Below are 14,187 nucleotides of genomic sequence, written 5' to 3' on the forward strand. Positions count from 1 at the left end.
GACTGCAGCCGGGGGTGATCTTCTTTTGAAGTTCGGCAGATTACCCGAGCGGCCAAAGGGGGCTGACTGTAAATCAGCTGGCAACGCCTACGGGGGTTCGAATCCCTCATCTGCCACCCAAGTGGTGAGTCGAGACATCTTTACGGATGAGTCGAGTCACCGGTTACACCCCGGTCTTCGGACCGGGGTGTTTTTCTTTACCCGGGTGCAGCCGGGCCGTTCCCCTCCACATGGTCTATTCCCCCCGGCATGCCAGGGGGAGTAGACCATAACAGGGGGGAAGCTGCCAGGGGCCGGTCAGTTCAGCGCGATCAGCAGCATCTGGCTGGTGCCCGGGATACACGTCTGCAGGATAGCCCTGGGGAAACCGCCGAATACTGAGATGACGTCGTTGGTGGTTCCGGGATTCGGGACCTGGCCCCGGGCCGTCGCTGTGAACGTTCCGTAGCCGGGGATGCTGATCGTCTCGCCAACCCCGATGCCCGAGAAGCGGGCCCAGCCCCCGCAGAAGTCGTGTTCGGTGATGAACAGCGAGTATCCGTCATTCGGGGTGTAGTGGATCGGACCGATGCAGGCGTCCACCATGGACTGGCCGCCCGAACCGGCCACGTAAATGGTCCGGACAGCGGGTGCCGCCTGAACCTGGGCAGGCGCCGGTGCCGGGGCTGCAGGGGCCGGGGCTGCCGCGGGAGCAGGCGTCGTCACCGCGGGTCCGGTCAGCTTCAGGGTCTGACCGGGAACGATGATGCTGTATCCGCCCAGGCCGTTGGCTGCGAGCATGGCGTTCAGGTCCACGCCGAAGCGGGCCGCAATGGAGCCGACGGTATCTCCGGCAACCACTGTATAGAGGTTGGCGTCGCCGGCAGGCGGGGCGGGAGGCGCCTCGGCAGCTGCTGGGGCAGGAGGTGCCTCGGCCGCCACGGCGACCGGTGCCGAAGCTGCAGCCTCCGCGGAAACCTCGCCTTGAGACACCGTGCCCGCGGCACTCGTTCCCGGACCCGCATCAGGTCCGTCCAGGGGCAGGTCGACCAGAGGCGGGGCCAGCCGCACAACCGGAGCGGCCGCCGTCGGGCTCTCCGCTGCCGGTATACGCACGGTACCCGCCAGGGCACCAACGCTGACCGCGGCCACCACTGCAGCTACCGCCATGCCTGCCCAGAGCCTGGCGCTGACCGGCCGGCGGCCCGCCGTCAGATCGGCCCTGGGGATATCCGTTACAAAGTTCCTGCGAGGCAGTTCCGGGCTTTCCGGTTTCAGCTGATACATGGGTGGCCCATCGGGGTTCGGTCCGGCAAACGCAGCAGGGCGTGCAGGACGGATCGAGGTGGGTGCGCTGCGCGTTCCGGTCAGCGACCGGAACGGTGCAGAGGTGCGCACGATGGGAGGCGCCGTAATCCAGAAAAAACGGAAGCTCCACTATGAAGCGGCATCATCCACCCCAGCTCGGAGGATGCGCCAACAACATTCGGCCCTAGGACTTTTGAGTCTAGGAAGTGCCCTCAGGCGCGGCACGAGTAGGGATTACCCGAATATTTCCGCCCACTACTTGTGCAGGCGTGGATCGGATACCTGCTCTTCGTGCGGCCGGATACCTGTGGTCGGGCTGTAGGGCGTAGGGCCTGTGAGGCCGCGGGGATTGTCCGGCTATGCTGACTCCCAAAGGAGATGTCACGGGCCGGTCAGCCAGCCGGATCAGGCTGGAGGCCAGGCCTTTGTAACGGGGAGAAGGTGCCATTCATGGCGACAGGGCGCAATCCTTTGACGAGGCCCGTCAGGACGGACGGCGCCAAGGTGCTGTCGTTTCTGCTGATCGGCGTCCTGGTCCTTCTCACCTGCGCCGCAGACCAACTCGCTGACCTCTATCCGCTTCCACTGTTCCCCGCATCCGTGCGGGTATTTCCAGCCCCGCAGAGCATTGATACCGTCGGGACTGCCGTGTCGCTGCGCGGGCGTGTAGTAATCGATAGGGGACCAGAGACTGATAGCGCGGCGCTTGAGATCGTCAGGCAGACCGTTGCCAAGGCTGGCGGCACCTTGGAGTCAGACCATGCCGCCGGATCAGGGCTTACCAGGGTCTTCATGGGCACGCCTGAAGACAACCCGCGCATCAAGACGGCTTTGGTCGCCATGGGCATGGATGGTTCTGAAGCCCTGGGAAAACCCGAGGGCTACGTTCTGGCCGCAGGACTGAACGGTCGCCAACAGGCTGTTGTACTGGCCGGCCATGATCAGGATGGTGTCTACTATGCTGCGCAGACCCTGCGGCAGGTGGCAGAGGATTCCGGCGAGGTGCATGTGGTGATCAAAGACTGGCCCCTGATGAGTATTCGCGGGGTAGTGGAGGGGTTTTACGGCTTTCCATGGACGCACCAGGCCCGGCTGGATCAGCTGGAGTTTTATGGCCGGCAAAAGCTGAACACCTACATGTTCTCTCCGAAGGACGACCCCTTGCTTCGCGAAGAGTGGCGGCAGCAATACACTGCCCGCCAGCTCGAGGAGTTGTCGGAAGTAGTCAGGACCGCCACGAGGAACCATGTGAGATTTGTTTACGCCCTCTCGCCGGGAATGGACATCTGCTATTCCAATAAGGCGGATCTGGACACAGCATTGGACAAGCTGCAGACCCTGTATCAGTTGGGGGTCAAGACCTTCGTTATTGCCTTGGATGACATCGATCTGAGCCTGACATGCCCAGAGGACCGTGAAGGGAATGTGGAGGGCGAACGTGGAGTCGCCGCAGCCCAGGCCTCCTTCCTCAACAGGATCAACCGGCAATTCGTGCGGGAAAATCCGGATGTCAGCGCGCTCGCAATGGTGCCCACGAAATACTATGGGACAGAGAAGGATCCCTACAAGGAGGAGCTCGGCGCCAAACTGGACGCCGACGTCCTGGTGCAATGGACGGGCCCTGACATCGTGTCCCGGGCCATCACGTCCGGCTCGGCGGAAGCGGCCACCTCGGTGTACGGCAGCCCGGATCAACCTCGACGGATTTTTCTTTGGGACAACTATCCCGTCAATGATTTTGCCCCCGACCGGCTGTACCTGGGACCAGCAGTTGCCCGTGATCCGCACCTGCATGACGTGGTAGCGGGCATCACCGCCAATCCCATGGTCCAGGCTTATGCCTCCATGCCGGCGCTTGCCAGCTTCGCGGACTACATGTGGAATGGTCCGGGATCCGATCGGGAGGATTCATTGAATGCGGCCTTTGAATGGATTGCCGGACCGGACGCGGATGTCCAGGCCGGGGTGAAAGCGTTCGCTGACCTGAACACGTCCTGGGACATTGATGAGCTGAGTGTCAAATCGCCGCTGCTCAAGGCGGACATGGAGGAGTTCTGGCGATCCTACGAGGCCGGCACGGTTAACGACTCGGCGCTGGAACGGCGGGCAGCCATGATCAGCAGCCTCCCTGAGGTCCTTTCACGCGTTTCTGTCCAAGGGTTCTATCACGACGCGCTCAACTGGATTGAGTCAGCAGCCAGCTACGGCGAGGCCGTGCAAGACGCCATCACCATTCTGGCAGCAGCAAAGAAAGGCGATGAGTCGGCGGTGGCCGCTGCCCGCTCGGGGCTGGATGCCGCGCGCGAGAGGGCAAGCCAGGCCACCCAACAGGCTTTTGACCATCCGGATGTCAAGCCAAGGGTTGGTGACGGTATGTTCGAGGCCTTCCTTGAGCGGGCAATCCGTGAATCGGACCACGCGCTCGGCCATTAGTTGATCCAATAGAACAGCCGGACTTGCCCCTAAGTTACCTGTGGGTAACATTGATGGATGCACCTGCTTCTGCGCACCCTCCTCATGCTGTTCACCTCGGCACGCCGCTCCGCGTTGTCCATCTGGGACATCTCGTCGCTGCCGCTGCGGGTCCTGCCCACCGACATCGACATCGCCATGCACGTCAACAACGGCATGTACTTTTCGCTGATGGACCTGGGCCGGTTCGACCTCATGGTCCGCAGCGGCGTGTGGAAGAGGATGCGCCGGCTTGGCTGGAGCCCGGTGGCGGCGGGCGAGACCATCGCCTTCCGCAAGTCCCTGCAGTTGTGGCAGCGGTACGCCATCGAATCCAGGATCATCGGGCTGGACGCGAAGGCCATCTACTTTGAGCAGCGCATGGTGTCCGACGGCGAGATCTACGCCCGTGCCTACATCGCCACCCGCCTTGTAAGCAAGGGCAGGCCGGTCAGCCAGGAGGAGATCCTGAAGGAGTTCGGTGAGCCGCCGGCGGATCTGGAACTTCCTGAGTGGATCCACGAATGGCGCCAGACAAACGCACTGCCGGGCAGCCGCACGCCCGCACCACACCTCTGGGGAACCAGGGTCTAGGTTAGGCAACCGCCCCCTGCCCACTTATTCCCGATGACGCGGGAAGCGAACAAGCCTGTTCCGGCGGCGACATCGCGGACACCCTCGCGTACCGTTAAGGGATGGCTACCGTTGACATCACAGGTGAACAGTTCGCGTCGACCATCGAGGGCAACGATATTGTTCTTGTCGATTTCTGGGCCGAATGGTGCGGACCGTGCCGACAGTTTGCGCCCACGTACCGGACGGTCTCGGAGAAGCACTCCGATGTCCTGTTCGCAAAGGTGGACACCGAGGCCGAGCAGCAGCTAGCCGCGGAGGCCGGGATCACGTCCATCCCCACGCTCATGGCCTTCCGCGAAAAAGTGCTGGTCTTCTCCCAGCCGGGAGCACTGAACGCCCAGCAGCTCGAACAGGTCGTCGACGCCGTCAAAGCACTGGACATGGATGAAGTCCACGCCCACGTTGCACGCGCGCAGGCTGAAGCCGCCGCTGCCAGCCAGGGTGCGGGTGCCGCTCCGCAGGACGGCAGCCAGATTCCGGATCTCTAACCCTTCCTTAACTGCAACGCGGGGTCACTTTCCGCCCAAAAACCTCGGTTCTTTGGGCGGAAAGTGACCCCGCGTTTTGCGTGGCCAGGACTAGATGCGCTCGAGCTTGACCGGCTCCGCCAGCAGCGCACTTAAGGATTCGTTCAGGTCCTGGACCGCGGTGCCCTTGGAGTGCTTTTCGAGATCCTCCTCTGATGCCCACTGCTCCGTGAGGACCAGCTTGTCCTCGGTGGCCTCCGTCAGTTCGTACCGGAGGCAGCCGGGCTCGCTGGCCACCTCGTCGATGGCTATTTCCAGGGCGAGTTTGACGCGGAAAAACTCGCCCTCGTTGGGGATGAACGTTGCCTGCAGATCGATGGGTGCACTCATTGACCTCACATTACCGGCCGCTGCCGCCCCAACCTGACTCGCTTACTCCAGGACCACCTCCTGTTGCATAGCAATGTGCTTTCAATGGCCGTGGCCGCTTGGTAGCGTGCCATCATGCGCGCTTACACAGCCGGGGACACTGACGTCCCGCTACTCGAGGAAACCATCGGCCAGAACTTCGAACGGATCGTGGCCCGGTTTCCCTTCCATGACGCGCTAATTGAGGCCGCGCCCGTTCCCGGCGCTGACGCCCGGCGCTGGAGTTACACGAAAATGAACGACGACGTCGACCGGCTGGCGCGTGCCCTGCTCGCCTTGGGCATCGCCAAGGGGGACCGGGTGGGGATCTGGAGCCCGAACTGCGCTGAGTGGACCCTCCTGCAATACGCCACGGCCAAGGCGGGGGCCATCCTGGTCAATGTGAATCCCGCGTACCGCAGCCACGAGCTTGAATTTGTGGTCAAACAGAACGGCATGCGGATGCTGGTCACGGCGCCCTCGGACCGGAACAGCGATTACGTGGGCATGGCACGGCAGGCGTTGGCGGCCTCCCCGGACCTGCGCGAGCTGGTGTTCCTGCCGGATGCCGGGATGGAAGGGCTCGACGGAGGCATCCCGGAAAGCGACGCGGAACTGACCTACGCCGAACTGCTCAAGCGGGCTGACGACGTCGGGCATTCCGGCCTGAAGGCCCGCATGGCGGAACTCGGTCCGCACGACCCCATCAACCTGCAGTACACGTCCGGGACCACTGGCTTTCCCAAGGGCGCCACGCTGACGCACCATAACATCCTGAACAACGGCTACTCCATCGGGGAGCTGCTGCGGTACACCGAGCACGACCGGGTAGTGATTCCGGTGCCGTTCTACCACTGCTTCGGCATGGTCATCGGCAACCTGAACGCGCTCAGCCACGGAGCCGCCACCATCATCCCGGGCAGGGGTTTCAACCCGGCGGCGGCCCTGGAGGCGGTTCAGGACTTCGGCGGGACGTCCCTGTACGGCGTGCCGACCATGTTCATCGCCGAGCTGGCGCTGCCGGACTTTGCCTCTTACGATCTGTCCACCCTCCGGACAGGCGTCATGGCGGGTTCGTTGTGCCCGATCGAGGTGATGAACCGGGTCATTTCGGAGATGAACATGAAGGATGTGGCCATCTGCTATGGCATGACCGAAACGTCGCCTGTATCCACCATGACCCGCCAGGGGGACACGTTGCAGCACCGGACGGAGACGGTGGGCCGCACCATGCCTCAGCTGGAGAGCAAGATCGTGGACCCGGGCACGGGCGAGGTGCTGGAGCGGGGCCAGATCGGGGAGCTGTGCACCCGCGGCTACGCCGTGATGACCGGCTACTGGAACCAGCCGGACAAGACGGCCGAGGCGATCGATGCTGAGGGCTGGATGCACACCGGTGACCTTGCACAGATGGACGACGACGGATACGTGATCGTCGAAGGGCGGATCAAGGACATGGTGATCCGCGGGGGAGAGAATATCTACCCGCGGGAGATCGAGGAGTTTCTCTACACGCATCCCGCCATTCAGGACGTGCAGGTGATCGGTGTTCCAGACCCAAAGTACGGTGAGGAGCTCATGGCCTGCATCATCCTCAAGCCGGGAGCGGAAGCCCTGGACGCCGCCTCGATTGCGGAATATTGCCGGGGAAAGCTGGCGCACTTCAAGATCCCGAAGTACGTGGACGTGCGCGAAAGCTTCCCCATGACCGTGTCCGGCAAGATCCGCAAAGTGGAGATGCGTGAGGAAGCCGTCGCCCGGCTGGGACTCTAACGGCAACGCGGGGTCACTTTCCGCCCAATATTTGGCGTTCTTTGGGCATTAAGTGACCCCGCGTTGGGTGGGAGGACGGAGGCCTGTGGATAACTCCAGCGGAGGTTCCGCCGAACGTGCACACTTGGTGCCATGGTTACCGCCAAGCCACTTCCCGAGGAACTCGGCAAGCCGCCTTTCACGATCTATCAGGCACGGGAACTGGGTGTTACAACAAAGCGATTGCGGGCCCAGGATCTGGTTGGTGCCGGACGGTTGATTGGCGCCCACGCCGGGCAGGACCCCGACATGCATGACAGGGCACGCGTGCTCTGCTCGGCCACTCCGGATGCATGGGTGTCACATGAGACTGCGGCTGTCATCTGCGGTTTGGGTCTTCCTCCCTGGCTGGGTGTGGAACCGCGTATCCATCTCAGCAAGCCGCACGGGTTGCCGCGGGTCCGGCGGTCCGGCGTTATCGGTCACCGCGTGCACGTGATCCCTGGTGAAATCACGGAAATTGATGGCATCAGGGTCAGCGGGCCCGCCCGGACGTGGCTTGACCTGGCCCACGAGCTGCCGCTCCGATATCTCGTGGCCATGGGAGACCAACTGATCCGGGTTCCACGGTCGGAGCACGAGTTTCGAAGCATGCCGTTTGCCTTCAAGGACGGGCTGCGCCTGCTGATCCGGCAGCATCCCAACATGAAGGGCGTGGAGAAGGCGCGGCTGGCGCTGGATGAGATGCGGGTGGGGGCGGACTCATTCCCGGAAACATTCCTCCGGCTGGCGTTGCTGGACGCCCACCTGCCCGAACCTGAATTGCAGCTCCGCATCGATCGGAACGATCCGCGGTCGCCGGCAGCCGACCTTGGCTACCGGAAGCACCGGATTGCGGTGCAGTACGACGGCGAGCATCACCGGTCGAGGGAGCAGCAGTCGCGCGACAACCGCCGCGACGAATTTTTCATCAATGCCGGCTGGTCCTATTTCAAGCCGAACGCAGACGACCTAGCGGACGGTTTCCAGGAGCTCATCGGCAGGATGAAACGAGCCCGACGGTAAGCTCCTGGAACGCGGGGTCACTTACGGCCCGATGATCGGTGTTTTGAGGGCCTAAAGTGACCCCGCGTTGCTTTATTCGGGTTGGTTCCCTGCGGCGCCGTTGATGGTGAACGGGGTTGAGACCCCCTCGTACATGACGTGGGCGACGAGGCCGTCCACGGCATGCGCGAGCGTGTGGCAGTGGTCGCTCCAGATTCCGGGATTGTCGGCGACGAAGGCGATCTGATACGACTCGGCAGGGCGGACGTCGAGCGAATCGGCCCACCACGGGCTTCCCGAGGCGTGCTCGCCGCCGCGTGAAAGCACCAGGAAATGGTGGCCATGAAGGTGCATCGGATGCACCTCGCCCGTCTCGTTCACCAGGCGCATCAGGACGACGTCCCCCTCGCGAACATGGAACATCGGCACGTCGGGGAACAGTTGCCCGTTGATTGTCCAGAAGTTGCCGGGGCGCCCATCGATGAGGCCGAAGCGGCGGCCGATCACGTAGTCGAACGTCCGGTCCGGCGACTGCGGGTCGAAATCCAGCGGGGCAGGGTCACCGTACGACAGCAGGTCGAGGGTTTCCGCCGGTTGACGGGCCGGCGGCGCGGCCACCGCGGGATCGCCGACGGAGATGCTGCGGGCCCCGCCGACCTGGAGGCGCACCGAGCCCTGGGCGGGGGCCTGCACCGCAATATCGGCCCGTCCGCCAGCGGGAATGAGCACTGTCCGGCCTTCGACCATGGCTGGGGCGTTCACGTCGTGCCCGTCAACGGACACCACCAGGAATGGGGCCGCAGACCACACTGCGGCCGTGCCTTGGTCGGTGTTGATGATCCGGATCCGCACGGTGGATCCGGGCTCGGCCGCAACCTGTTCGTCCTGCACCCGCCCGTTGAGTGTGTGCTGGCCGCCGTACACATGCAGCAGCGCGAGGACGTCCGTATCAAAGGCCCGTGCCGGCTGCTCCGCAGGTTCGATGACCACCGCACCGAGCAGCCCGCCCTCAACCTGCTCATGGGACACCTGATGGGAGTGGTACCAGTACGTACCGGAGTCCGCTGCTACGAATCGATACACCTGGCGCCCGCCGACGGGGACGGCGTCCTGGGTAACGCCTGCCACGCCGTCAGCCGCATTAGCCACATCGATGCCGTGCCAGTGAAGGGTGGCGCCGGCCGGAACCGACTCGTTCACGAACACGGCCTCGACAAGGGAGCCCTGCCGCGCCCGAATGGTCGGTCCCGGGGATGTGCCGTTCACGGTGTAACCCTCGACCGGATGGCCGCCGGGCACCTGGATCGTCTGCTTCCGGGCGATCAGCTCGACGCGCACATCAGGGGGCCGAAGCGGGTCCGCGATGAGCTCGGTCACGCTGACTCCGGTGGCCGGGACTCCGGTGCCCGTGCCAGAGCCGTGGACATGGCCGGCGTGTCCGCCACCCATGTCCATCACCGAGTACTCGCCGAGCAGCGTCGAGGCCCAGCCGAGCGCGCCGACGCCAAGGGCGATGATGACAGCCATGCCCATGGCAACGCGCCGGGAGAGGTCATGTCGCGATGGCATCGGAGGTGGTTTTCTCGGCGCGGATGAAGTTGCGACGGCTGAGCCGCAAAGCCGTGTAAACGGCGGTGAGCAGCACAGCCAACGCGTTAGCTCCGTGGATCAGGCCGAGGTAGGGCACGTCGGCGATGGAGTAGCCCAGGGTGATCTGCAGGGCGACCAGGGCAAACACGATGCCGGCCCACAACAGCGCACCCTTCACTTTGACGAAGAAGGCGACGATGAGCAGCGCGATGGCGGCGATCGGAATGACCATCCCGCCGACAATGCCATGGATGGGGAAGCCCAGGTCACCGGTGAAGGTTGCCTGATGGCTTTCGACGATCGCCTTGTCGACGACGCCGCCCTCCTGGACGTAGTGCACCATTCCGCCCAGTCCAAAGGCGATGGATGCTGCCTGCACAACCACGCCTCCGGCAATGATCCAAGCGATGGTCGAATAGATCCTGCGCATGATGTCCTCCAATGAGTGTGGTTGCAGTTCCGCGGTCTCCACGTGACCCCACGTTAGGAGCCCGCGGACGTGAGCAGAACGCGGATGGCCACAACGTGCATGGGGGCTAGCCACCATGACGTGTAGGGAGGACCCCCTCCCGGGAACCGCGGCGGAGGCGGATCATAGGACTGTGCTCCGGAGATGGGGATTGCTCGCAGCGCTTGCTCCAATCGGAGTGGCGTCGCTGCTCTACGTCGTCATAGTCCGCGGATTTGTCGACTCCGCCGGGGACCACCAACTTGGCTGGCCTTTGCTCGGCGTGCTGCCGACGCTCGTGTTCGGCATGTGGCTGCTCACCGTTTCGTCCGCTCCGTCCGCTGTCTTCATCGCGGTGGCAGCCACCTCCATGGCTGTCGGCTCGGCCTGCGAAACCCTGGTCCTGACCAACGTCGGATTGATCCAGGAGCCGTGGTTCCCGCTCTTCAACATGATCGGGCTGACCGCGGATGCGGTATCGACCGCGGCCTTCCTGGCTATGTTTGCCACCTACCCCACCGGAACCCTGGAGCGGAGATGGCAACGGATCGCCGTCGTCCTGATCTGGGTGCCTGTGGCAGTGGGCCCGCTGACAGTGCTGACGACGCCGCATGTGGTCATGCAGCCATACATCGGCATCAGCGGCGACGCCGTTCCGAATCCGTTTGCGGTGCCGTGGCTGGAATGGGCTGCCCCGGCGATGCACTACCTTATTTACCAGCCTTGGCCGAGCGTTGTGCTCGGGCTCGCCGTGCTCTACTCCAGGGCGATCTTCGGCGCCGTGGAGGTTCGCGCTCGCATGCGCGTCATGACCTGGGTGGTCACCGTGTCACTTGTCAGTTTCATCCTGTGGACTGTCACGCCGCCGCTGTGGATCACCTCCGTCATCGTCTTCGCCTCGCTCATCGCAATGCCCCTTGCGGCTATCCACGGCATCTTCCGCTACGGCGCCTTCGATATCGCCCCGGGTGACCGTGGCCGCCTCGTGGCACGCTCATCCGGCCTGCTCATCACGGTCCTGTACGGAATCGCCGTCGCAACGCCGGGGGTGCTCCTCGCCGATAACATGACGATCGTCGGGGCAGTCCTCCTCACCACGCTGCTTGCCGTCTGCCTGCTGCCGCTGCGTGCTTGGCTGCAGCGCTGGATCCAGCGCACCGTCTTTGGAGACCGGGACCGCCAGCTGATGCTGCTCAGCGAACTCGGCTCCCGGTTGGAGCAGTCGGTGGAGCCCGGCGATCTGCTCACCCGGCTGGCGGTGGCCGTGCGTACTGGCCTCGATGCGTCCTGGGTCCGGATCTTCCTGGCTGGGCCCGATGGCAGCTTCGCGGCGTCGCCCGCAGGAGTTGCGGGTGATGCCCGGGGAGCTGCCGTGGCCTCCTGCGACCTTGAGCGGGCGGATGAGACGCTTGGGCGGATAGAGGTGGGTCCCCGCCGGCGCGGGGATTACAGCGACGCCGAACGTAGCCTGCTGCGTACGGTTGCCAGCCAGGCCGCCGCATCAGTTGCCAACGTCCGCCTCAGCGCTCGGCTCGCAGAGCAACTGATCGATCTCACCGCATCGCGGGAGCGCCTGGTCGCCGCGCAGGACGACGAACGGAAGCGCCTGGAGCGGGACCTGCATGACGGGATCCAGCAGAACGTGGTCGCACAGATCGCCGGGCTCCGCCTGGCGCGCAACCGGCTGCAGCGCGGACAGCTTACGGCTGACGAACTGGCCGCTTTGCAGGATCAGGCCCGCGAAACGCTGACCGACCTCCGCGAGCTTGCACATGGCATCCACCCGCCCGTGCTCAGCGATAACGGCCTGGTGGCGGCGATTGAGTCGAGTGTGGGGAAGTTCCCCATTCCGCTGACCGTCGACGCCGATGATCACTTGCGTGCCGAGCGGTTCCCTGAGGACGTGGAGACGACGGCCTACTACGTGGTCCGGGAGGCGCTGGCGAACACTGCTAAGCACGCCAATGCCAGCCTCGCCTCCGTCCAACTCGTCCAGGATGACGGGCATCTGCGGATCGCGATCAGTGACGACGGATGTGGCATGGGCGGCCCGGCGCCCGTATCGAGCGGCGGCCTGGCGAACATCCGCGACCGGGTGGCAGCGTTGCGCGGGAGCGTGAATGTCATGGACAACGATCCATCGGGAACAAGAGTCGTGGTTGAGCTTCCGGTGCAGCGAGGGGTGGACCGTGTTGGATGAGCCGGGCATGCTGCGGGTGGTGATCGCGGAGGATAACTATCTCGTACGCGAGGGGGTCCGCCGTCTGCTGGAGGACTCCGGTGAAATCGATGTGGTGGCCTGCACGGGTAACGCGGCCGAGTTGCTTGATGCCGTGCGCCGGTTCTCCCCTGATGCTGTCCTCACTGACATCCGGATGCCCCCGGGCCACCACATGGAAGGCATCGAGGCGGCGCGGGCCATTCGTGCCACATACCCGGACACTGGTGTGGTAGTGCTGTCACAGCACGCCGACGAGAGCTATGCCCTCGCCCTTTTCGCCAACGGCTCCGCCGGGCTCGGCTACCTGCTGAAGGACCGCATCGGCGACCTCGAAGACCTCGTCCACGCACTCCGTGAGGTGCGGGTGGGCGGTTCGGTCATCGACCCGCAGATCGTCGACACGCTCGTGCGCCGCCGCCGGACCGTCGCAGCAAGCCCACTCGCCGACCTGTCTCCGCGGGAGCTCGACGTGCTGCGGGAGATGGCGCAGGGTCGGACAAACGCCGGCATCGAACAGTCGCTCTACCTGTCCTCCTCCACGGTGGAGAAACATGTCAATGCGATCTTCACCAAGCTCCGGCTTCCCGCGGCGGGGGTGCACCGTCGCGTTGCTGCCGTGCTCGCATTCCTGCAGAGCGACAGCAACCCGGCAGCAGTGGAGGAACGCGATCGGTAGTAGTCCGCGCTGGCGCGAATACCGGCGGGCACGCTTGTCAGTGCTGGCGGTGGTCCTGGATGGTCATCCGGGGACCGAAAACGGGTTTACGGAAGCCGCTCAGTCCGATCATGCGGACCACCCGCTGCCGGTGGCCAGTCCACGGTTCCAGCAGGGCCAGCATTCCCGCGTCGTCCGTTCGTCGCCCGGTCAGGGCAGCACCCACATACCCGGCGAGATGGTAGTCGCCCACCGCGATCGAGTCCGGGCATCCGTGGGTCCGCTGCACAACTTCGGCGGCCGTCCACACCCCGATCCCGGGAATGACCTGCATTTTGGCTGCCGCTTCCGCCGCCGGCAGCGCCGCCAGCCGTTCCAGTGCGACGGCGGAACGCAGCGCCCGCATGACGGTGGCCGAACGCTGCGGTCCCACTCCGGCCTTGTGCCACTCCCATGACGGGATCCGCAGCCACTCCTCAGGGGTGGGCTGGACCAGCAGGCCGGAGGGAACAGCGGTGCCGCCCGGGGCGGGCGAGCCGAAGCGGTACATCAGGTAGCGGTAGCCCCGCCTCGCCTCGAGGACCGTGACCTTCTGCTCGAGGATGGTGGGCACCAGGGCATCGACCATGCGCCCGGTGGAGGGCAGGCGGACGGCGGGGTTCCGGCGCCGTGCATCCCGGACCATCCGGGGGAGCGTGGCATGGAATACTTCCTCGTCAAACCCCGACCAGTCGTCCTCTGCTCCGAGCAGGCGCGGTACGCCGTCCAGCGCCGCACGGGAGCCTGCTCCCCACGCCTGCACGTCAATGTGGGGTTCGCCGGCGCCATCCGCGCCGGAGGAGACGCCGCCAGGGCCGCCGGCGCTGGTCAGGTGCAGCGTAACCGGCCCGGCCGGCGTCGTAAATGCCGTCCATAGCCCGTCCGGCCGTGAACTGAACGTGGGATCTCCGGCGCCGCGGAGCAGGATGCCCAAGGTCTGGGCCAGGCTGTAGGGACTGCCGGGATGCCACCGAAGGGACGCGTCCGCCGCGGCAGCCAGCCGGGCAGGTGCGTCAGCGATGGTCATGCAGCCATCGTCCCACGCACGGCTGACAAAGAGCATTCTTCAGGTATGAGCCGCACAGCCAGGGTTCCTAAAGGCAGCCCTTAACCCCGCCGCCGTCGAGGACTAGAATCCCGAGTGTGGCGCGGGCCGGCCGCGTCTTCCCTTCAAGAAGTCAGGGTGAAC

At 64.7% G+C, this 14,187-nt stretch carries 12 protein-coding genes and 1 tRNA gene; 8 read left to right on the forward strand and 5 right to left on the reverse strand.

The annotated features are described in order from the left end of the window. Window positions 1-34: 34 nt before the first annotated feature. Window positions 35-116 (forward strand) — tRNA-Tyr (locus QFZ40_RS04130). Window positions 117-297: 181 nt separating this feature from the next. Here QFZ40_RS04130 and QFZ40_RS04135 read toward each other — a convergent pair. Then, window positions 298-1,266: a LysM peptidoglycan-binding domain-containing protein gene (locus QFZ40_RS04135; protein WP_306903021.1), complete on the reverse strand. Its 969-nt coding sequence runs from the start codon at window positions 1,264-1,266 to the stop codon at window positions 298-300. Between the two features lie 471 nt (window positions 1,267-1,737). Here QFZ40_RS04135 and QFZ40_RS04140 point away from each other — a divergent pair, with 471 nt between their 5' ends. From QFZ40_RS04140 to trxA, 3 genes are all read left to right on the forward strand, one after another. Next, the gene (locus QFZ40_RS04140; protein WP_306903022.1) at window positions 1,738-3,720 is read left to right on the forward strand and encodes a beta-N-acetylhexosaminidase family protein; all 1,983 of its coding nucleotides are present in this window, start codon (window positions 1,738-1,740) and stop codon (window positions 3,718-3,720) included. A gap of 57 nt (window positions 3,721-3,777) precedes the next feature. Then, window positions 3,778-4,332, forward strand: coding sequence for an acyl-CoA thioesterase (locus QFZ40_RS04145; RefSeq protein WP_306903023.1), 555 nt, complete (start codon window positions 3,778-3,780; stop codon window positions 4,330-4,332). A gap of 101 nt (window positions 4,333-4,433) precedes the next feature. Continuing rightward, window positions 4,434-4,862, forward strand: coding sequence for a thioredoxin (gene trxA / locus QFZ40_RS04150; protein ID WP_306903024.1), 429 nt, complete (start codon window positions 4,434-4,436; stop codon window positions 4,860-4,862). Between the two features lie 90 nt (window positions 4,863-4,952). On the opposite strand, the gene QFZ40_RS04155 is transcribed toward trxA, so the two are convergent. Further along, window positions 4,953-5,231: a putative quinol monooxygenase gene (locus QFZ40_RS04155; protein WP_306903025.1), complete on the reverse strand. Its 279-nt coding sequence runs from the start codon at window positions 5,229-5,231 to the stop codon at window positions 4,953-4,955. Window positions 5,232-5,345: 114 nt separating this feature from the next. Between QFZ40_RS04155 and QFZ40_RS04160 the strand changes: the two genes are divergently transcribed. Beyond that, window positions 5,346-7,022, forward strand: a complete 1,677-nt coding sequence (locus QFZ40_RS04160) for an AMP-binding protein (protein WP_306903026.1) — start codon at window positions 5,346-5,348, stop codon at window positions 7,020-7,022. Window positions 7,023-7,154: 132 nt separating this feature from the next. Next, window positions 7,155-8,066 carry a hypothetical protein gene (locus QFZ40_RS04165; RefSeq protein WP_306903027.1) on the forward strand — a complete coding sequence of 304 codons (912 nt, stop codon included), beginning with the start codon at window positions 7,155-7,157 and terminating at the stop codon, window positions 8,064-8,066. 72 nt (window positions 8,067-8,138) lie between these two features. Here the strand turns inward: QFZ40_RS04165 and QFZ40_RS04170 are convergent, their stop codons facing one another. Next, window positions 8,139-9,614, reverse strand: a complete 1,476-nt coding sequence (locus tag QFZ40_RS04170; protein WP_306903028.1) for a multicopper oxidase family protein — start codon at window positions 9,612-9,614, stop codon at window positions 8,139-8,141. Continuing rightward, entirely contained in the window at window positions 9,598-10,065 is a 468-nt protein-coding gene (locus QFZ40_RS04175; protein ID WP_306903029.1) for a hypothetical protein, read from the reverse strand. The genes QFZ40_RS04170 and QFZ40_RS04175 overlap by 17 nt, the downstream gene beginning before the upstream one ends. Window positions 10,066-10,237: 172 nt before the next feature. Between QFZ40_RS04175 and QFZ40_RS04180 the strand changes: the two genes are divergently transcribed. Continuing rightward, complete coding sequence (locus tag QFZ40_RS04180; RefSeq protein WP_306903030.1) at window positions 10,238-12,283, forward strand: sensor histidine kinase; 2,046 nt, start codon at window positions 10,238-10,240, stop codon at window positions 12,281-12,283. Next, complete coding sequence (locus QFZ40_RS04185; RefSeq protein WP_306903032.1) at window positions 12,273-12,980, forward strand: response regulator transcription factor; 708 nt, start codon at window positions 12,273-12,275, stop codon at window positions 12,978-12,980. The genes QFZ40_RS04180 and QFZ40_RS04185 overlap by 11 nt, the downstream gene beginning before the upstream one ends. A 37-nt stretch (window positions 12,981-13,017) precedes the next feature. Here the strand turns inward: QFZ40_RS04185 and QFZ40_RS04190 are convergent, their stop codons facing one another. Further along, the gene (locus tag QFZ40_RS04190) at window positions 13,018-14,025 is read right to left on the reverse strand and encodes a DNA-3-methyladenine glycosylase family protein (RefSeq protein WP_306903033.1); all 1,008 of its coding nucleotides are present in this window, start codon (window positions 14,023-14,025) and stop codon (window positions 13,018-13,020) included. Between the last annotated feature and the right edge of the window lie 162 nt (window positions 14,026-14,187).

Origin of the sequence: Arthrobacter pascens (assembly GCF_030816475.1) — a bacterium.
Lineage (GTDB): Bacteria > Actinomycetota > Actinomycetes > Actinomycetales > Micrococcaceae > Arthrobacter > Arthrobacter pascens_B.